Source organism: Inhella crocodyli (assembly GCF_004004565.1).
Taxonomy (GTDB): domain Bacteria; phylum Pseudomonadota; class Gammaproteobacteria; order Burkholderiales; family Burkholderiaceae_C; genus Inhella; species Inhella crocodyli.
The window spans coordinates 299,877-320,045 of the sequence record NZ_SACM01000005.1; the positions used below are offsets into that span (position 1 = coordinate 299,877).

12 protein-coding genes are annotated in these 20,169 nt (G+C 70.4%); all 12 read left to right on the forward strand.

Features of this window, described 5'->3' with window-relative positions:
* The first annotated feature begins 1 nt into the window (after nt 1).
* The gene (locus EOD73_RS16390) at nt 2-1,105 is read left to right on the forward strand and encodes a flagellar basal body P-ring protein FlgI (RefSeq protein WP_127684113.1); all 1,104 of its coding nucleotides are present in this window, start codon (nt 2-4) and stop codon (nt 1,103-1,105) included.
* Nucleotides 1,105-1,968 carry a flagellar assembly peptidoglycan hydrolase FlgJ gene (flgJ, locus tag EOD73_RS16395; protein ID WP_127684114.1) on the forward strand — a complete coding sequence of 288 codons (864 nt, stop codon included), beginning with the start codon at nt 1,105-1,107 and terminating at the stop codon, nt 1,966-1,968. Before EOD73_RS16390 ends, flgJ begins: the two co-directional genes overlap by 1 nt.
* Nucleotides 1,969-2,011: 43 nt before the next feature.
* Nucleotides 2,012-3,991 carry a flagellar hook-associated protein FlgK gene (gene flgK / locus EOD73_RS16400; RefSeq protein WP_127684115.1) on the forward strand — a complete coding sequence of 660 codons (1,980 nt, stop codon included), beginning with the start codon at nt 2,012-2,014 and terminating at the stop codon, nt 3,989-3,991.
* Between the two features lie 16 nt (nt 3,992-4,007).
* The gene (gene flgL / locus EOD73_RS16405; protein ID WP_127684116.1) at nt 4,008-5,222 is read left to right on the forward strand and encodes a flagellar hook-associated protein FlgL; all 1,215 of its coding nucleotides are present in this window, start codon (nt 4,008-4,010) and stop codon (nt 5,220-5,222) included.
* Nucleotides 5,223-5,274: 52 nt separating this feature from the next.
* On the forward strand, nt 5,275-6,435 hold the full coding sequence (locus EOD73_RS16410) for an EAL and HDOD domain-containing protein (protein ID WP_127684117.1): 1,161 nt from the start codon (nt 5,275-5,277) through the stop codon (nt 6,433-6,435).
* Between the two features lie 13 nt (nt 6,436-6,448).
* Entirely contained in the window at nt 6,449-6,820 is a 372-nt protein-coding gene (locus EOD73_RS16415; RefSeq protein WP_127684118.1) for an Hpt domain-containing protein, read from the forward strand.
* 9 nt (nt 6,821-6,829) lie between these two features.
* Nucleotides 6,830-9,043, forward strand: coding sequence for a putative bifunctional diguanylate cyclase/phosphodiesterase (locus EOD73_RS16420; RefSeq protein ID WP_127684119.1), 2,214 nt, complete (start codon nt 6,830-6,832; stop codon nt 9,041-9,043).
* The gene (locus EOD73_RS16425) at nt 9,043-10,911 is read left to right on the forward strand and encodes a GGDEF domain-containing protein (RefSeq protein ID WP_127684120.1); all 1,869 of its coding nucleotides are present in this window, start codon (nt 9,043-9,045) and stop codon (nt 10,909-10,911) included. Before EOD73_RS16420 ends, EOD73_RS16425 begins: the two co-directional genes overlap by 1 nt.
* 305 nt (nt 10,912-11,216) lie before the next feature.
* Nucleotides 11,217-12,599 (forward strand): TolC family outer membrane protein, encoded by a 1,383-nt coding sequence (locus tag EOD73_RS16430; RefSeq protein WP_127684121.1) that lies wholly within the window; start codon nt 11,217-11,219, stop codon nt 12,597-12,599.
* The gene (locus tag EOD73_RS16435; protein WP_127684122.1) at nt 12,596-14,791 is read left to right on the forward strand and encodes a type I secretion system permease/ATPase; all 2,196 of its coding nucleotides are present in this window, start codon (nt 12,596-12,598) and stop codon (nt 14,789-14,791) included. Before EOD73_RS16430 ends, EOD73_RS16435 begins: the two co-directional genes overlap by 4 nt.
* The gene (locus EOD73_RS16440) at nt 14,788-16,236 is read left to right on the forward strand and encodes an HlyD family type I secretion periplasmic adaptor subunit (RefSeq protein ID WP_127684123.1); all 1,449 of its coding nucleotides are present in this window, start codon (nt 14,788-14,790) and stop codon (nt 16,234-16,236) included. The genes EOD73_RS16435 and EOD73_RS16440 overlap by 4 nt, the downstream gene beginning before the upstream one ends.
* A gap of 64 nt (nt 16,237-16,300) precedes the next feature.
* Nucleotides 16,301-20,169 (forward strand): Calx-beta domain-containing protein (locus EOD73_RS17910; protein WP_205702492.1); only part of this gene is annotated, 3,869 nt, incomplete at its 3' end.

The window sequence follows — 20,169 nt, forward strand, 5'->3', positions numbered from 1 at the left end:
GATGAAGTGCCTCCTTGTTTTGCTGCTGGCCTGGGCCAGCGCCACCGCCCCGACCGCCCTCGCGGCCACCCGCATCAAGGAAGTGGCCGCCGTGGCCGGCGTTCGCTCCAACCCCTTGACCGGCTACGGCCTGGTGGTGGGCCTGGACGGGACCGGCGACCAAACCACCCAGGCGCCGTTCACCAACCAAAGCCTGCAGGCCATGCTGCAGCAGTTCGGCATCACGCTGCCGCCGGGCGTCAACCCCAGCCCGCGCAACGTGGCCGCCGTCATCGTCACCGCCCAGTTGCCCGCCTTCGCCCAGCCGGGCCAGGCGTTGGACGTGACCATCTCGTCCATCGGCAACAGCAAGAGCCTGCGTGGCGGCACCTTGGTGGCCACGCCCCTGCGCGGCGCCGACGGCCAGGTCTACGCGCTCGCGCAAGGCAACCTCATCGTGGGTGGGGCCGGCGCCTCGGCCGGCGGCAGCAAGGTGCAGGTCAACCACCTGGCCGTGGGCCGCATCCCGGGCGGGGCCAGCGTGGAGCGCAGCGTGCCCACGCCCCTGCACCAGGCCGGCCCCCTGCAGCTCGACCTGAACGCCAGCGACTACGCCACCGCCCGGGCCGTGGCCCAGGCCATCAACACCGCCAAAGGCCCCGGCACCGCCGCAGCGCTGGACGGGCGCGTGATCCGCGTCAACGCCCCCACCGAGCCCGAGGCCCGGGTGGCCTTTTTGGCCGACATCGAGAACCTCAGCTTCGACACCGCCGTCCCGCCGGCGCGCATCGTCATCAACGCGCGCACCGGCTCGGTGGTGATGAACCAGGCCGTGACCATCGGCGCCTGTGCCGTGGCCCACGGCAACCTCAGCGTCACGATCAACAGCACGCCGCAGGTCAGCCAGCCCGCGCCCTTCTCCGGCGGGCAAACGACGGTGACCGACAAGGTCGACATCACCATCAAGCAAGAGCCCGGGCCGCTGATCCAACTGCCGGCGGCCACCAAGCTGGCCGAGGTGGTCAAGGCCCTGTCCGCGCTGGGGGCCACGCCGGCCGACCTCCTCGCCATCCTGCAAGCCATGAAGGCCGCCGGCGCCTTGCAGGCCGAGATCGAGGTGATCTGATGAGCCAAACCCCCTTGAACAACACCCTGGCCTTCGACGGCCAGGCCGGCGCCGCGCTGCGCGCCCGCGCCACGCGCGACCCCCAGGGCGCCGTCAAGGACGCCGCCAAGCAGTTCGAGTCCCTCTTCATGCAAGAGGTGATGAAGCGCATGCGCGCTTCCACCCTGTCCAGCGGCCTGATGGACAACGAAACCACCAAGCTGGGCACCGAGATGCTGGACCAGCAGTTCGCCCAGCAGCTGACCGGCCTGCCCGGCGGCCTGTCGCAGGCCATCGAGCGGCAGCTGGCCCGCAACCTGCCCAAGCCCAACGGCCTGGACCCAGCCGCCGCCACCCCGCCCGCGCCCGAGCCCCTGCCCACCCTGAGCAAGCGCAACGTGCCCGACCGCGTGGCCCAGTTCATCTTGAAGAACGACGACGCCGCCAAGCAAGTGGAGGCCGAGACCGGCATCCCCGCCCAGTTCATGCTGGCCCAGGCCGCCCACGAAACCGGCTGGGGCCGCAGCCCCATCAAGAACCGCGACGGCAGCGACAGCCACAACGTCTTCGGCATCAAGGCCGGGCCCGGTTGGACGGGCAAGGTCGCGGAGATCACGACCACCGAGTACATCAACGGCGTGGCGCGCAAGGTCACCGCGAAGTTCCGGGCCTACGACAGCGTCGAGGACTCGTTCCGCGACTACGCCAAGCTGCTCAAGGGCAACCAGCGCTACGCCGGCGCCGTGGCCGCCGCCGAAAGTGGCAGCGCCCAGGCCTTTGCCCAGCAGCTGCAGCGCGCCGGCTACGCCACCGATCCTGCCTACGCGGAAAAGCTGTCCCGCGTGATCAACACCACGGTTCGCGTCCAGCGGGCCCTGGCCTAAGCTCAAGCTCGGCCGATAACGCCGGAAGAACGGAGACCTCGCCATGGGAGCCTCACTGCTGCTGAGCCTGGGCGCGCGGGCGATGAACGCCAGCCAGGCGGCCATCAACACCATCGGCCACAACATCGCCAACGCCAACACGCCGGGCTACTCGCGCCAGACGGTGGTGCTCAAAACCGCCACCCCGCAGTTCACCGGCGGCGGCTTCCAAGGCAAGGGCGTGCAGGTCGACACGATCAACCGCTCCTACAACCAGTTCCTGACGCGGGAGGCCAACGGCTCGCGCGCCACCGCCGCGGCCGACCAGTCCCTGCTGACCAACCTGCAGCGCCTGGAAAAGGTGCTGCCCCCGGGCGAATCCGGCCTTGGCCAGGGCATCGGCCAGTTTTTGAACGCCATGGTGGACGTCGCCAGCCGACCGGCCGACCCCTCGGCCCGCCAGGTGGTGCTGTCGCGCGCCAAAGAAATGGCCTCGCGCTTTGCCAGTGCCGGCGCGCAACTGCAGGACCTTCAGCAGGGCGTGGTGTCGGAGTTGAAGGCCAACGTGGTCGTGGTCAACCAAATCGCCCAACAGATCGCCGCACTCAACGCGGACATCGCGCGCCTGTCCGGCTCCGACAGCGCGCCCAACGACCTGCTCGACCAGCGCGACCAGATGGTGGCCGAGCTGTCCAAGTACATCGGCGTGACCACCATCCCCGCCTCCGACGGCTCGGTGGGCGTGTTCATCGGCGGCGGCCAGGTGCTGGTCCTGGGGGTGCAGGCGCAGTCCCTGGCGGTGGAAGGCGACCCCTACGACGCCCAGCGCGCCCAGGTGTCGCTGCAACAGGCCGGCGGCACCCGCGTCTTGGACGAAAGCAGCCTGTCGGGCGGGGCCATCGCCGGCCTGGTCTCGTTCCAGAACAACGACCTGCAGGACGCCCGCAACTACGTGGGCCAACTGGCCACGGCCATCACCATGCGCGTGAACGAGCAGCAGGCCCTGGGCCTGGACCTCGGCACGCCACCGGGCGCCGGCGTGGACATGCTGGCCGTGGGCGACGCCCGCGTGCTGCCCGCCACCACCAACGCCCGCGACGCCGCCGGCAACTACCTCTCCGGCGTGGTGCTCACCCGCGTGGACCCCGGCTTCCTGCAAGCCAGCAGTTACGTGTTGAAGGGCGACCCCGCCGCCGTGGGCAGCTACCTGCTCGTGCGCGAGAGCGACGGCCTGGTGCGCAGCGTCGCCGACGGCGACGTGGTCGACGGCTTCCGCATCAATTTCAACCCCGCAGCGCCGGGCCCCTTCGACACCTACCGCCTCGAGCCGGTGGCCAACGCCGCCGTGTCCATGCGCCGCGTGCTGGACCAAACGCAGGGCGTGGCCGCAGCCAGCCCGCTCAGCGCCATCACCAACGTCGCCAACACGGGCACAGCCAGCGTCGACACCATCTACGCCGTCGACAGCACCAACTTCAACGTGGCCAATTTCCCGGCCGACATCGTGTTCGGCGCGGTCAACGCCGACGGCAGCGTCAACTACACCTTGACCACCCAAACCGGCATCTTCAACAGCGTGTGGCGCGCGGGCCAGCCCATCGGCAACGAGACCGGCGTGGCCCAGGGCTTCGCGCTCAACCTGATTGGCGTGCCGCGCCCGGGCGACAGCCTGCTGCTCAATCCCACGGCCTTCCCCGCCCAGAACAACGGCAACGTCAAGGCCTTCCTGGCCCTGCAGTCGGAGGCCTTCGTCGGGCAGCGCGATCTGGGCGCGGGCGTCATCGCCGCCGGCGCCACCCTCAACGACGCCTACGCCGCCGCCATGGGCGACATCGGGGCCCGCGTGCAGGGCACCGAGTTCTTGGCCAAAGCCTCCCAGCAGGTCGCCGAGGACGCCGAATCGGCGCGCTCGGGCGAAGCCGGCGTCAACCTCGACGAAGAAGCCGCCCGGCTGCTGCAGTTCCAGCAGGCCTACCAAGCCTCGGCCAAGATGCTGCAGGTTGCTCAGGTCGTGTTCGACGAACTGCTGCAGTCGGTCCGCTGACCCGGAGTCCTGAGCCATGCGCATCTCGACCGCCAACACCTACAACAGCACCATCGCGCAGCTGCAGCGCCGCCAGCAAGAGCTGCAGCAGACGCAGATCCAGCTCACCTCGGGCAAGAAGGTGGCCGACGCCAGCGACGACCCGACGGGGGCGGCCCGCATCGAGCGCGCCATGGTCGCCATCGGCCGCGTGGACGCCAACCAGCGCGCGCTGGAGGCCAGCCGCAACAGCATGAACCTGGCCGAATCCGCCATCGGCGACGCCAGCGAGATCCTGCAGCAGATCCGCGAGACCCTGGTGGCCTCGGGCAACGCCTCCTACGGCGACAGCGAGCGCCGCAGCCTGGCCGCCAAGATCGAGGGCCTGCGCGACCAACTGCTCGGCATCGCCAACCGGCCCGACGGCTCGGGTGGCTACGTCTTCAGCGGCCAGGGGGCCAGCCAGCCCCCCTTCCTGGACGAGGCCACCGGCGTGCGCTTCAACGGCGTGCCCGGCACGGTGCTCACCGGCAACCTGGACGACTTCGCCCTCACCGTCGACGGCCGCCTGACCTGGGAGCAGGCGCGCAGCGGCAACGGCAGCTTCGTCACCACGCCGCTGCCCAACGCGGTCACCGGCCAACCGGCCACGACCTGGATCGACGCCGGCCGCGTCACCGATCCCCAGGCGCTGACGGGCCACGACTACACGATCCAAATCGACGGAACCTCGGGCTTGTCCCAGGCCACCATCACCGACGTGACCACCGGCACCGTGGTGGCCACCGTCTTCCCCTTCGAGCCCGGCAAGACCATCAACTTCGACGGCATGGCGGTCACGATCAGCGGCAAGGTCACCGACGGCGACCGCTTCGAGATCAAGCCCTCGGTCGCCGACCTGAACATCTTCGACGTGCTCGACCGCGTCGTCGGCGAGCTGCGCGTGCCCAACCGCAGCGCCGTCCAAATCCAGCAGGGCAATATCCTGGCCATCCGCGACCTGGATCAGTCCTTCGGCAACCTGCAAGAGGTGCGCAGCCTGGTCGGCGAGCGCCTCAATTTGCTGGACGGCACCGAGACCCGTTTGTCGGGCTTGAAGCTCTACAACCAGACCGAGCGCAGCGCCGCCGAGGACCTCGACATGACCGAGGCGATCTCGCGATTCCAGATCCAACAGACCGGCTACGATGCAGCGCTCCGGTCGTATGCCGCCGTGCAACGACTCAGTTTGTTCCAGTACTTGAACTTCTGATGGGGTGTCGCCAGCGCGGCGCCCCGATGCGCCAGCCGGGAGCCACGTCGCGATGAGTCTGAAGCACCCTGTTTTGGCCCACGTGGCCCTGGGATACGCCCCGCTGTACGACGCCCAGCGTCAGGTCATGGCCACGCGCCTGAGCCTGATCCCGCTCAAACCCGATGCGGCCTTCGAGCCCGCCGCCGTGCTCGCCGCCGTGGGCGATGCCTTCCCGGCCGAGTTCCGGCCCGGCATCGTCAACCTGCCCCACGAGGGCGCGCTCGCCGCCTTGCTGGCGGCGGACTTGCCCGCCCACCTGAGCGTCGAGGTGCCGGCGTTTTTGGCCGCCAGCCTCGGCGAGGCGCTGCAAGCGCGTCCCGGGCAGTTGCTCAAAGGCGTCGCCGAGGTCGGCCCCCTGCGCGCCGCCTTCAAGGCGGCCGAACTCGACCTGGACGACCTGCGCCGCGGCGCCACCGACCCCAACCAGCTGCCCCTGTGGTGCAACGTGGTGCGTTCCGGCGCCGAAGCCGCCGAAGCCTTTCAGCGCGGCGCCAAAGCCGTGTTCGGCCTGCCCGTCGACGGCGCCTTCGAGCCACCTCCGGGATCGCCAAAGGTCGAGGTGAGCGCCGACCTGCAGGTGCTGATGCAACTGATCGGGCAGGTCGACAAGGGCGAATCGCCCGACAAGCTCGAGGCCACGCTCAAGCGCGACCCCAGCCTGGCCTTCAAGCTGCTGCGCTACATGAACAGCGCCGCCTTCGGCCTGCCGGTGGAGGTGACCTCCTTCCGCCACGCCATGATGCTCCTGGGACTGGCCCGCTTGAAGCGCTGGCTGGCCCTGCTGCTGGCCACGGCCTGCAAGGACAGCACCATGCGACCCGTGATGTGGGCGGCCTTGCGCCGGGGCCTGCTGATGGAAGAGCTGGCCAAGGGCCTGAACGACCGCGAGGCCGCCGACGAAATGTTCATCTGCGGCCTGTTCTCCCTGCTCGACCACCTGCTCAAGACGCCCTTCGACAAGCTCTTGGCGTCCATCCCCTGCCCCGAGGGCGTCGTGCAGGCCTTGGTGCACCAGACCGGCCCGTACCAGCCCTACCTGGAGATGGCCAAGGCCATCGAAGGCGAGTCGATGTTCGACTACCGCAGCGCGGCCGAGGCCTTGATGCTGGGGCCCGCGGAGATCAACCACGCCGTGCTCAGCGCATTGGCCAAGGGCGCGCAACTGGATTGATGCAGCCACGCCGATGAGCCCCCTGGACCCCGCCACCCTGTCGACCCTGCACGCGCTGGACCCCGACGGCAGCCGTGGCTTGTTGGGACGGCTCGTCGACGCCTTCGACCGCACCCTGGCCCGGCAGTTGGCCGAGTTGGACGCGGCGTGGGACATCGGCCCCGACCTGCCCCGGTTGGGCCGCGCGGCCCACACCCTCAAGTCGGCCTGCGCGCACCTCGCGGCGCTGGACGCCGCCGCGCAGTGCCAGGCGGTGGAGCGGATGTGCCGGGATGCCCATGCCGCGGACCTGTCCGAGGCGCTGACCCAAGTGCGCCAGCGCCTGCTCGACGCCCAAGCGGCCCTCCATGCCCTGCCCGGCTTGCGGGCCCCGGTGTCGTCCTAGGTTGCGCCCATGAACGACGCCCCACGGCCCCGCCTGCTGCTCGTCGACGACGAGGAGGTGGCCCGCTTGCTGACCCAGGCGGCCTTGCAAGAACGGGGCTTCGTGGTCGACACCGTGGACAGCGGCGAGGCCGCCTTGGATTGGTTGGCGGTGCAGCAGCCCGACGCCGTGCTGCTCGACGCCCGCATGCCCGGCCTGGACGGCTTCGAAACCTGCGCGCGCATCCGCGAATTCATCGACCTCGACCAACTGCCGGTGCTGATGCTCACCGCGCTGGACGACGAGGCCTCGATCGAGCGCGCCTACCAGGTCGGCGCCAACGACTTCTTCATCAAAGGCCCCCACTGGAGCCTGCTCGTGGGCCGGCTGCGTTACCTGCTGCGGGCTTCCCGCACCGTCAAGGAACTGGCCCGTTCGAAAGAGCGCCTGGCCCGGGCGCAAGACCTGGCGCGCATGGGCAGCTTCGAATGGCACGACCGGGCGCAGGTCCTGAACCTCTCGGCCGAAGGACAGCGGGCGCTGGGCTTGCCCCTGGATGAAGCGCCGGGTCTGTTGGCCTTGGTGCAACTGGTGGCCCGTGCCGAGCGTCGCTTGTTCATTCGCCGCATGCGCGAACTGCACGCGCACAGCGGCATCCTCGTGACCGACGTGCCCCTGTGCCTGCCCGATGGGCGCCAGCGCATCGTGCACCTGGAGGTCGAGCCCGAGTACGCCTTCGAAGAGGGCAGCCCGCGCCGCGGCTTCAGCGGGGTGGTGCAAGACGTGACCGACCGCCGCCAGGCCGAGGACCGGATCCGCCAACTGGCCCACTTCGACGCCCTCACGGGGCTGCCCAACCGGCGCCAGCTCATTTGGCGCACCGACCGCGCCATCGAGGCCGCCCGCCGCCTGGGCCACCAGGTGGCGCTGCTGCTGATCGACCTGGACCGCTTCAAGAACGTCAACGACACCCTGGGCCACGCCGCAGGCGATGAGCTCTTGGTCGAGGTGTCGCGCCGGCTGCGCAGCTGCGTGCGGCATTCTGAGCAGGTGATCGAGGGCGCGCTCGAAGGCGGCGGCACGCGCGGTCACCGCAGCCTGGAGGCCGTGGGCCGCTTGGGCGGCGACGAGTTCGTGGCGCTGCTGCCCGAGGTGCAAGGACACGGCGACGCCGAGCGCGTGGCCCAGCGCATGCTGGAGGCCCTGCGCGAGCCGGTGTACGTCGGCGGCCAGGATTGCTTCGTCACCGCCAGCGTGGGCATCGCGCTCTTCCCCCGCGATGGCGCCAACGTGGCCGACATGATGCGCAACGCCGACATGGCGATGTACACGGTCAAAGAACAGGGCCGCAACGCCTCGGCGCAGTTCAGCCCCCAGCTGGCCGCCCAGGGCCGGGCCCGCTTGGCGCTGGAATCCGCACTGCACAAGGCCATCGAGCGCCACGAGCTGGTGCTGTACTACCAGCCCAAGGTGGACGTGCGCCAGGCCCGCATGGTGGGCGTGGAAGCGCTGATGCGCTGGCGGCGCGATGGCAAGCTGGTGCCGCCCAACGAGTTCATCCCCGTGGCCGAAGAGAGCGGGCTCATCGTGCCCATGTCGGACTGGGCCTTGGGGGAAGCGGCCCGCCAGGCCCAGGTGTGGGCCCAGGACTTCGACTTCGCCGAGGCCATCGCCGTCAACCTGCCCAACCGCCTGTTCGAGCGGGCCGACCTGGTCGAGCACATCCACCAGTGCGTGAACGCCCACGGCGTGCCGCACCGCAGCCTGCAACTCGAGATCACCGAGACCGGCTTGATGAAGGACTTGGAAAGCGTGATCCCCACGCTGCAGCGGCTCAACGAGGCCGGCGTCAAGATCTCCATCGACGACTTCGGCACCGGCTACTCCTCGCTCAGTTACCTGACCAGCCTGCCGCTGTCGGAGCTCAAGATCGACCGCAGTTTCGTCAAAGACCTGGGCAGCTCCCCGCAGAGCTCTGCCGTCGTCACCGCCATCTTGGCCCTGGCCCGCTCGCTGGGACTGCGGGTGGTGGCCGAAGGCGTCGAGACCATCCGACAAATGGAAGTGCTGCACCGGCTGGGCTGCCGGGTGATGCAAGGCTTCTTGTTCGCCAAGCCCATGCCCCCCGACGAGATCCCCACTTGGTTGGCCACCACCGTGCTGCCGCGCCAGGCCGAGTGGATCGCCTCCAGCACCCTTGAACGCGGCGGCGACGCCGCTCGCCCCTTGGCAGCGAGACCCTGATGCCCGAGATGTCCCCCGCCCAACTGGCCAAGCAAGCGCTGCGGCGCATCGCCGTGTCCAAGCTGGAGCCCACGCCCGACAACTACGCGAAGGCCTACGCGGCCGAAGCCGCCGAGGCCGGCCAGCCCGTGGCGGACACCACCGCCCTGCCGGAGCGCGCCCTGCCGGCCCTGCAGCGCCTGCTGCTCTGGGTCGGCGATCCGACCGAGCGTCAAACCCTGGCCCAGGCCCTGCGCCAGTCCAATTGGGACGAACTGCAGCGCCTGACCGAGCGCTTGGTCGCCGCCGACGGCCCCGCCGCGCAAGGCGAGGCGTGGTCGCACACCGTCGAGCGGCTGGTGCGGGGCCTGGAGCGCGGCGGCAAGGTCTGGACCCTGGCCCGCAAGAAAGACGGGCTGCAGCGCGTGCTCAACGCCAACAAGGGCGACAGCGCCCGGCTGGTGCGCCGCCTGCGCCAACTGGTGCAAAGCTGGGACGCCGACACCGGCAGCGAGGCCGGCGTCGACACCCGCAGCGAGGAGCCGGGCGGCACGCCCAGCCAGTTCCTGGACGAGCTCGAGAACGACGACAGCCCGCCCGTGCGGGAAGAACTGAGCGAATCGGAACGCATCGCCCTGGCCCCCATGGACGAGGCCGATGCGCCGGCGGCCACCTCCTCCCGGTGGCCCCAGGCCGGACAGGCCCTGCACAGCACCGTGCAGGCGGCCCTGGCCCCCTTGGAGCAGGCCTTGGCGCACGAGGCCCACATCACGGAGCTGAGCACGGCGCTGGACGCCGCCCACAGCGCCTTGCAGGCCCACCCCGACAGCGCCGAGCAGGCCCAGGCCGTCACGGCGCTGTGCGAACGGGCCCGCCGCACCCTGGGGCACCGCCAGCAGTTGTTGACCCAGCTCGGCGGCCTGTGCCAGGAGCTGAGCAGCAGCCTCGTGGAGCTGAGCGAAGACGACAGCTGGGCCCAAGGCCAGGCCCACGTCATGGCCGACGCCCTGGCCCAAGGGCTGACCCCACGCGCCGTGCGCTCGGTGGCCGAGCGCTTGGCCGCAACCCGGGAGCGCCAGCGTGGCCTGCGCGAAGAGCGCAGCCAGGCCCGCGACGCCCTCAAGGGCCTGATCCACACCCTGCTCGCCGAGATCGGCCAGCTCAGCCAGCACACCGACCGCTTCAGCCAGCACATGGGTCGCTATGCCGAGGTCATCGAGCAGGCCGACACCCTGGAAAGCCTGACCGGTGTGGTGCGGGAGATGGTGGAGGAAAGCCGCAGCGTGCACGAACTCGTGCAGCAGACCCAGCACCGCTTGCACCAAGAGAACGAGCGCGCCCAGGCCCTGAGCCAGCGCGTGCAAGACCTGGAGGGCGAGCTGCAGCGCCTGGCCAACGAGGTGCAGACCGACCAGCTCACCCGCGTGGCCAACCGCCGCGGGCTGATCGCCGCCTTCGACGGCGCGCAAAGCCAGCAGGCCCGCGACGGCCAGCCCCTGGCCCTGGCCTTGTTGGACATCGACAACTTCAAGAAGCTCAACGACACCCTCGGCCACGCGGCCGGCGACGAGGCCCTGAAGAACTTGGCCAGCCGCGTCCAAGCCATCCTGCGCCCGGGCGACCTGGTGGCGCGCTACGGCGGGGAGGAGTTCGTGCTGGTGCTGCCCGCCACGCCGCTGGACGAAGCCACCCAGGTGCTGGGCCGCCTGCAGCGCTCGCTGTCGGCCAGCCTGTTCATGCACGAAGGCCAAGACGTGTTCGTCACTTTCTCGGCCGGGGCCACCCTGTACCGGCCGGGCGAGTCGCTGGAACAGGCCTTGGACCGCGCCGACGAAGCCCTGTACGAGGCCAAACGCAGCGGCAAAAACCGCACCTGCGTGGCGCCCTGACCGAATGCCCTTGGGCCAACGAGCGCACCGGCCCCGCTTCAGAATCCCAACGCGCGACTTTTGTCACTCCCCAAGGTGTCAGGCTTCCCTCAGAAAGGGGGGGTCTCTGGCCCCCCCTGATCACAAAATGCGCGGGTTGTCCCGTAGCGCGCGCGGCTTGGCGCCTGGGTGGGTGCCAAATCGCCTGTCCAACAAGCACTTGCGCCCTTTTTTTCAAGTCCAACGCCCCCAGCCCGGTTCGGCGGGTGCCCGCCAGCAGCGCGAATGAATTCGCACCGCAGCGCACCCCGCCCCCGGCATCGACCATGACGCACCCCCGCTCGCTGCTGCTCTCCCTGCTCTTGACGGCCTGGCTGCCCGCCGCCCAGTCCCAAGACCTCGCCGCCTACAAGGCCGTGGCCGAGAAAGCCCTGGCCACGAGCCCCGAGGTCACGGCCCGCTGGAACGCCTACCAGGCCGCGCTGGAAGGCCTGGGCGCCGCCCGCGCCGCGCGGGGCCCACGCGTGGACCTGCGCGCCGAAGCCGGCCAGGAGCGCTTCAACTACGACGCCGCGCCCAGCAGCAAGCTGGCCCGCAGCGGCGCCAGCCTGACCCTGACGCAGGTCCTGTGGGACGGCCTGGGCACGCAGCGCGACATCGAGCGCAGCTCGCACGAACGCCTGGGCCGCTACTTCGACCTGCTGGACGCCAGCGAAACCACCGCCCTGGAGGCCGTGCGTGCCCTGGTGGACGTGCAACGCATGCGCCGCATGGTGGCCTTGGCCGATGAGAACGTGGCCGAGCACCGCAAGGCCCTTCAGAAGATCGAATCCCGCGTCAAGGCCGGTGTCGGCCGCGGCGTGGACCTGGAGCAGGCCCAGGCCCGCCTGGCCCTGGCCGAGTCCAACCTGATCACCGAGCGCGCGAACCTGCACGACGTGGTGGCCCGCTACCAGCGCGTGGTGGGCGAAGCCCCGTCGCGCCAAGTGGCGCCCCTGGCCCCGCTGGACGCCCAACTGCCCGCCACGGCCACCGCCGCCGTGCAGCAGGCCGTGGGCCAGCACCCCGCCATCCGCGCCGGCGTGGCGTCGATGCAAGCGGCGGAGTTCGCTGTCAAGACGCGCGAATCCGCGCTGCAACCGCGCGTGGAGTTCCGCGCCAGAACCGGTCGCGGCCACAACTACAACGGCCTGGAAGGCCGCCGTGGCGACAGCGGCGCCGAGGTGGTGCTGAACTGGAACCTGTTCGACGGCGGCGCTGACCAAGCCCGCGTGCGCCAGCAGGCGGCCCTGCTGGGCCAGGCCAGCGACCTGCGCGACAAGGCCTGCCGCGACGTGACCCAAGTCACCGCCATCGCCTACAACGACATGGCCAAGCTGCGCGACCAGATCGGCCTGCTGCAGGCCAACACCGATGCGATCGAGCGCGCCCGCCAGGCCTACCGCCAGCAGTTCGACATCGGCCAGCGCAGCCTGCTGGACATGCTGAACGCCGAGAACGAGGCCTACACCGCCCAGCGCGCGCTGGCCAACGCCCAATTCGACCGCGCCCTGGCCACCGCCCGCACCCACGCCGCCATGGGCCAGTTGACGCAGCAGCTGGGCCTGAGCCGACAAACCCAGGACGAGGACGCCGCCGGCTGGCGCGCCGGCGACGCCGCCCCGGCCCGCTGCCCCGCCTTGCCGCCCACGCTGGACAGCCTGCTTTGACCCCAGCCCCCAGCCCCACGACCGCCGCGCCCCGCGTGCGCGAGGACCTGGTCCAGCCCGATCCGCTGCTGGACTGCCTGGTCGAGGTGTGCCGGGTGCACGGACTGCCGGCCTCGCGGGCCTCGCTCACCGCTGGCCTGCCCTTGGTCGACCGCCGCCTGAGCCTGGAGCTGGCCGAACGCGCTGCTGCCCGGGCCGGCCTCTCGGCCCGCGTGCAGCGCATGGCGCTGGACGACATCGACCGCGCGGTGCTGCCTGCCATCCTCCTGCTGGAAGGCAACCGCGCCTGCGTGCTGGGGGGCTGGAGCGAAGACGGCCAGTCGGCCGAGGTGCTGATGCCCGAGACCGGGCACGGACGGGTCACCTTGAGCCGCGACGAACTCAGCGCGCGCTACACCGGCTTGGTGCTGTACGTGCGTCCGCACTTCCGCTTCGACCAGCGCGCGGCCACCGAGCCCGACCTCGACAACCACAGCGCCCACCCTGTGGCGCGGCACTGGTTCTGGGGCGCCATCCTCGAGCAACGCGGCCTCTACAAGGACGTGCTGCTGGCCGCGCTCTTGATCAACCTGTTCGCGCTCGCGCTGCCGCTGTTTTCCATGAACGTGTACGACCGCGTGGTGCCCAACCTCGCCTTCGACACGCTCTGGGCCCTGGCCGTCGGCGTCGGCCTGATGCTGGTGGCCGACTTGGTGATGCGCCTGTTGCGCGGCCGCTTTGTCGACGAGGCCAGCGCGCGCGTGGACGTGCGCCTGTCGGCCGTGCTGATGGAGCGCGTGCTCGGCATGCGCATGGAGGGCAAACCCGACTCCGTGGGTTCCTTCGCCAGCAACCTGCGCGGCTTCGAGCAGGTGCGCGACTTCATCGCCGCCGGCACCGTGGCCGCGCTCATCGACCTGCCCTTCGCCCTGCTCTTCCTGCTGGTCACGGTCTGGATTTCGCCCTGGTTGGCCCTGCCCGTCATCGTCATCGGCGGCGCCACCCTCGCCCTGGGCTGGGTGCTGCAGCAACGCTTGCAGGCCCTGTCGCAGACCACCTACAAGGCCAGCGCCCAGCGCAACGCCACCTTGATCGAAGCCCTGACGGGCATGGAGACCATCAAGACGCAAGGCGCCGAGGGCCTGATCCAAGCCCGATGGGAGCACACCAACGCCTTTTTGGCCGCCACCCAAGTGCGCATGCGCGAGCTCACCGCCAAGGCCACCAACGGCACCCAGTTCTTGGCGCAGCTGGCGCCGGTGGTGCTGGTCATCGTGGGCGTCTACCTCATCGCCCAGCGCGAACTGACCATGGGCGGCCTCATCGCCTGCACCATGCTGGCCTCACGCGCCCTCGGGCCGGCGGGCTCGGTGGTGGGCCTGCTGCTGCAGTACCAAAACGCGCGCACCGCGCTGGCCGGGCTGGAGCAGCTGATGGCCAACCCGCAGGAGCGCAACCCGCAGCGCGTGGGCCTGCACCGCCCGGTGCTCAGCGGCCAGATCGAGTTCCGCGGCGTCGACTTCGCCTACCCGGGGCGCGATGACAAGGTGCTGGACAAGGTGAGTTTCACCCTGCAGCCCGGCGAGCACGTGGCCATCATCGGCCGCGTGGGCTCGGGCAAGAGCACGCTGCAGAAGCTCATCATGGGCCTGTACCAGCCCACGGCGGGTTCGGTGCTGCTGGACGGCATCGACCTGCGCCAGCTCGACCTGTCGGACGTGCGGCGCAACCTGTCCTACGTGTCGCAAGAGGTCACGCTGTTCCACGGCACCCTGCGCGAGAACATCGCCTTCGGCCAACCGCACGCCACCGACAACGCCATCTTGGAGGCCGCCGACATCGCCGGCCTGAGCGACTTCGTCAAGCGCCACCCCCGGGGCTTTGACATGCCGGTGGGCGAGCGCGGCGAGTCCCTGTCGGGGGGCCAGCGCCAGTGCGTGGGCATCGCCCGCGCGGTGGTGCACAACGCGCCCATCTTGCTGCTGGACGAGCCCACCAGCGCCATGGACTTCAGCACCGAGGCCCACATCACCCAGCGCATGGCGCAGTTCGCGCAAGGCCGCACGGTGGTGCTGGTCACGCACCGCACCTCCATGCTGGCCCTGGTGCAACGCGTGATCGTGGTGGACAACGGCCGTGTCGTGGCCGATGGCCCGCGCGAACGCATCATGGAAGCCCTGGCCGCGGGCCGCATTGCCAAGGCGGGCGCATGAGCGAGCTCCCCACCCCCGCCCCAACCCCGGTCGCGGCCCCAAATCCGGCGACGCCCGCGCTGCCGCCACCGGCAACCGCCGGCCGCTGGGCCCGCTTCCGCGCCCTGGTGCAGGCCTTCTACGCGCTGCCCCCTCCGCCGGTGTCGCCCGCCGTGCGCGACTTCGAGGCCGCCGCCCGCGAACTGATCAACGCCCGCGAGCGCGCCCGATCGCGCCTGATGGTGCGCGCCGTGGGCACCGTGGTCGCGGTGCTGCTGCTGTGGGCCGCCTTCGCCCGCGTGGACGAGGTCACCAAGGGCGACGGCAAGGTCGTGTCCTCGCGCAGCCTGCAAACCGTGCAGTCACTGGACGGCGGCGTGGTCACCGCCATCCTGGTGCGCGAGGGCGACGTCGTGGAGAAGGATCAGCTGCTGCTGAAGATCGACGAGACCCGCGCCACCTCGGGCGCGCGCGAGAACGCGGCCATGGGCTTCGCCCTGCAAGCCCGCCTGGCGCGCCTGCGCGCCCTGGCCGAAGGCACGCCTTTCAGCCCGCCCAGCACCAAGGACGCCGACGAGCAGCGCATCGTCGATGAGGAGCGCCGCCTGTACGAAAACCGGCGCGCCGAGTTGGCCGGCCAGGTCTCCATCAGCCAGCAGCAGCTGGCGCAGCGCCAGCAGGAACTGGGCGAAATGCGGGCCCGCAAGGCGGCGGCCGAACGCGGGCTGGAGCTGAGCCAGCAAGAGCTGACCCGCACGCGGCCGCTGCTGGCCTCGGGCGCCGTGTCCGAGGTCGACATCATCAAGCTCGAGCGCGACCTCGCCCGCAGCCGCGGCGACGCCGAGCAGGCCACCGCCCAAATCGCCCGCGTCAGCGCCGCCGTGGCCGAGGCCCAGCGCAAGGTCAGCGAAACCGAGCTGGCCTTCCGCAACGAGGCGCGCAAGGAGCTGGCCGACTCCCTGGGCAAGCTCAACGCCCTGACCGAGAGTGCCGTGGCCTTGAACGACAAGGTCGACAAGAGCCAGATCAAGAGCCCCGTGCGCGGCCGCATCCAGCGCCTGCTGGCCAACACCGTGGGCGGCGTCGTGCAGCCCGGCAAGGACCTCGTGGAGGTGGTTGCCCTGGACGACGCCCTGGTGCTGGAAGCCAAGGTCAACCCCCGCGACATCGCCTTCATCCACCCCGGGCAGCCCGCCATGGTCAAGTTCACCGCGTACGACTTCTCGGTCTACGGCGGTTTAGAGGCCACGGTCGAGAACATCAGCCCGGACACTGTGGTCGATGAAAAAGGCAACGCTTTTTACGTGGTGCGCGTGCGCACGCTGAAGAGCAAGTTGGGCGACCAACTGCCCATCATCCCGGGCATGACGGCCGAGGTGGACGTGCTGACCGGCAGCAAAACCATCCTTTCGTACTTGCTCAAACCCGTTTTGAAGGTCAAGGGCAACGCGCTGCGCGAGCGCTGAGCCCTCGGCCTGAGTTGTTGAACGACCCCGTGCCGCACAGCGGCCGCCCCCGCAGGACCTGACCATGCCCGTCATCACCAAGAGCCATGACACCGTCGTTGTTGACCTGCAGGGGCAGGCCTTCATCCGGCGCGCCGACGGCCAGTTGCACCCGCTGAAGCTGGGCGACAAGGTGATGCGCGGCGACCTGATCTTGACCAGCCAGGACGGCATCGTCGAGTTGGCCGATCCCAGGCCCGAAGACCTTTTGGCCGCCGAGCCGCCCGCCACGGGCAAGCCGGCCGCGTCCACGCCCCTGGACCGGGTGATCGAAGGCCTGGCGCAGTCGGACCCCAGCGTCGTGCCGGCGGCGGGCACCCCGGGTGACTCCGGCGGCGACAGCGGCGCCCCGGCCCTGCGCGTGGACCGGGTGACCGAGACCATCGACCCGGCCAGTGTGCGCAGCACCGGGGTGTCGGGAAGCACCGTGGCCAGCACCGAGCAAGCCGCCCAGGCCCAACCGGAAATCAACGTGGCCGACGTGCAGGTGGGCGAGGCCGACGGCTTCATCACCTTCACCATCACCCTGAGCACCCTGGCCACGCAGAACGTGACCGTGAGTTACCAGGTGCTGAGCGACACCGCCCTGGCCAACGCCGACTTCACCCCGGTCAGCGGCACCTTGACCATCGTGGCCGGCACCAACACCGCCGTGGTGCGCGTGCCGGTGACCAACGACACCGTGTTCGAGGGCAACGAAAGCCTGCTCATCAATCTGAGCAGCCCGAGCAACGCCACCATCGGGCAGGGCAGCGCCGTCGCCGTCATCGTGGACAACGACAGCGTCCCCACGGTCTCGCTGATCACGCCGCCGACGGCCACCGAAGGCAGCGACCTCGTCTTTGGCGTCACGCTGAGCAACGCCTCGGCCTTCAACACCACCCTGCCCTTCAGCCTGGGTGGCGGCACAGCCGCCGGCAACGACTACGGCACGCCGACCTTCACCAACGGCGTCACCTACAACCCGGCCACCGGCACCGTCACCGTGCCGCCCGGTGTCACCAGCTTCTCGGTCGTCGTGCCCACCACGCCCGACACCACCGACGAACCCAACGAAACCCTGCCGCTGAGCATCGGCGGTGTGTCGGCCGACGGCACCATCGTGGACGACGACGCCGCCCCCACCGTGGCCAGCGTCTCCTCGCCTTCGGCCACCGAGGGCTCGGCCCTGGTCTACGCCGTCAACCTGACCAACGCCTCCAGCGTCGCCACCACCCACGCCTTCACCCTGGGCGGCGGCTCGGCCGACGCCGGCGACTTCGGCACGCCCACCTTCAGCAACGGCGTCACCTACAACCCGGCCACCGGCACCGTCACCGTGCCCGCCGGCGTCACCAGCTTCTCCGTCACCGTCCCGACCACCCCCGACACCACCGACGAACCCAACGAAACCCTGCCCCTGAGCGTGGGCGGCGTCAGCGGCACCGGCACCATCCTGGACGACGACGAAGCCCCCCGCATCGGCTCGGTGTCGGCGCCCAGCGCCACCGAGGGCGGCGACCTGGTCTTCGCGGTCACGCTGACCAACGGCTCCAGCGTGGCCACCAGCTACCCGTTCGCCCTCGGCGGCGGCACGGCCGCCGGCAACGACTACGGCACGCCGACCTTCACCAACGGCGTCACCTACAACCCGGCCACCGGCACCGTCACCGTGCCGCCCGGCGTCACCAGCTTCTCGGTCGTCGTGCCCACCACGCCCGACACCACCGACGAGCCCAACGAAACCCTGCCGCTGAGCATCGGCGGCGTGTCGGCCGACGGCACCATCGTGGACGACGACGCCGCCCCCACCGTGGCCAGCGTTTCCTCGCCCTCGGCCACCGAGGGCTCGGCCCTGGTCTACGCCGTCAACCTGACCAACGCCTCCAGCGTCGCCACCACCCACGCCTTCACCCTGGGCGGCGGCTCGGCCGACGCCGGCGACTTCGGCACGCCCACCTTCAGCAACGGCGTCACCTACAACCCGGCCACCGGCACCGTCACCGTGCCCGCCGGCGTCACCAGCTTCTCCGTCACCGTCCCGACCACCCCCGACACCACCGACGAACCCAACGAAACCCTGCCCCTGAGCGTGGGCGGCGTCAGCGGCACCGGCACCATCCTGGACGACGACGACGCGCCCACCGTGAGCGCCATCTCGTCGCCCACGGCCGCCGAGGGCGCGACGCTGGTCTACACGGTCAGCCTGAGCGGCAGCTCCAGCGTGGCCACCACCCACGCCTTCAGCCTCGGCGGTGGCACGGCCAGCGCGGGCGACTTCGGCACGCCCACGTTCACCAACGGCGTGACCTACAACGCCGCCACCGGCACCATCACCGTGCCCCCGGGCGTCACCAGCTTCGCGGTGAACGTTCCGAGCACGCAAGACAGCGCCGACGAGGCCAACGAAACCGTGCCCCTGAGCATCGGGGGCGTCAACGCCACCGGCACCATCGTGGACGACGACGACGCCCCGGCGCTGTCGGTCAACGACGTGACCGTGAACGAGGCGGCCGGCACCGTCACCTTCACCGTCAGCCTGTCCTCGGCCACGGGCCAAACGGTCACGGTCAACTACGGCACCGCCAACGGCACGGCCACGGCCGGCAGCGACTACAGCGCGCGCAGCGGCACGCTCACCTTCGCCCCGGGCACGACGACGCAAACCGTCACCGTGGCGCTCACGGACGACAACCTGGCCGAAGGCAGCGAGACGTTCCGCCTGGTGCTCACCAGCCCGACCAACGCCACCATCGCGCAAGGCACCGGCACGGCGACGGTGCTGGACAACGACGGCGCGCCAACCATCGCCTCGGTGAGCAGCCCCAGCGCCACCGAGGGCGCTGATCTGGTGTTCGACGTGGCGCTGAGCAACCCGTCCACCAGCGCCACCACCTTCGCCTTCAGCCTCGGCGGGGGCACCGCCGTGGCGGCCGACCATGGCAGCCCGAGCTTCAGCAACGGCGTGACCTACAACGCCGCCACCGGCACCATCACCGTGCCGGCGGGCGTGACCAGCTTCAGCGTCACCGTCGGCACCACGCAGGACAGCACCTCCGAACCGACCGAAACCCTGCCGCTGAGCGTGGGCGGGGTCAGCGGCACCGGCAGCATCCTGGACGACGACGGCGCGTCCAGCATCGCCTCGGTGTCGAGCCCCAGCGCCACCGAGGGCAACGACCTCGTCTTCGACGTCGTGCTCACCAACCCCTCGGCCACGGACACCACGCACAGCTTCAACCTGGGCGGTGGCAGCGCGGCGGCCGGCGACTTCGGCACGCCAAGCTTCACCAACGGCGTGACCTACAACGCCGCCACCGGCACCATCACCGTGCCCGCGGGCGTGACCAGCTTCAGCGTCACCGTGCCCACCACGGCCGACACGCGCACCGAGTCCACCGAGACCGTGCCCTTGAGCGTGGGCACCGTCACCGGCACCGGCAGCATCGTGGACAACGACGCGCCGCCCACCGGCACCGACGCCACCGTCACCTTGGCCGAAGACGGTTCGCACGCCTTCTCCGCCGCCAGCTTCGGCTTCACCGCCACCGACGGCGACACCTTGGCCGCCGTGCGCATCGACACCCTGCCCGGCGCCGGCAGCCTCACCCTGAACGGCAACCCCGTCACCGCCGGCCAGGTCATCGCCGCGGCCGACCTGGCCAACTTGGTCTTCACCCCGGCCGCCAATGCCAACGGCAACGGCTACGCCGCCTTCACCTTCTCGGTGCAAGACAGTTCGGGCGACTGGGACGCCGCGCCCAACACCCTCACGCTGGACGTGACCCCGGTCAACGACGACCCGGTGGCCAACGCCGACACGGCCTCCACGCCGATCAACACCGCGGTCAACAACATCGCCGTGCTGGCCAACGACACCGACGTCGACGGCAACCCCCTGTCGGTCACCGGCGC

Bases quoted from the DNA above. Each gene is read 5' to 3' on its own strand.
- EOD73_RS16390 (WP_127684113.1), top strand. From the start codon at position 2: ATGAAGTGCCTCCTTGTTTTGCTGCTGGCCTGGGCCAGCGCCACCGCC.
- flgJ (WP_127684114.1), top strand. From the start codon at position 1,105: ATGAGCCAAACCCCCTTGAACAACACCCTGGCCTTCGACGGCCAGGCC.
- flgK (WP_127684115.1), top strand. From the start codon at position 2,012: ATGGGAGCCTCACTGCTGCTGAGCCTGGGCGCGCGGGCGATGAACGCC.
- flgL (WP_127684116.1), top strand. From the start codon at position 4,008: ATGCGCATCTCGACCGCCAACACCTACAACAGCACCATCGCGCAGCTG.
- EOD73_RS16410 (WP_127684117.1), top strand. From the start codon at position 5,275: ATGAGTCTGAAGCACCCTGTTTTGGCCCACGTGGCCCTGGGATACGCC.
- EOD73_RS16415 (WP_127684118.1), top strand. From the start codon at position 6,449: ATGAGCCCCCTGGACCCCGCCACCCTGTCGACCCTGCACGCGCTGGAC.
- EOD73_RS16420 (WP_127684119.1), top strand. From the start codon at position 6,830: ATGAACGACGCCCCACGGCCCCGCCTGCTGCTCGTCGACGACGAGGAG.
- EOD73_RS16425 (WP_127684120.1), top strand. From the start codon at position 9,043: ATGCCCGAGATGTCCCCCGCCCAACTGGCCAAGCAAGCGCTGCGGCGC.
- EOD73_RS16430 (WP_127684121.1), top strand. From the start codon at position 11,217: ATGACGCACCCCCGCTCGCTGCTGCTCTCCCTGCTCTTGACGGCCTGG.
- EOD73_RS16440 (WP_127684123.1), top strand. From the start codon at position 14,788: ATGAGCGAGCTCCCCACCCCCGCCCCAACCCCGGTCGCGGCCCCAAAT.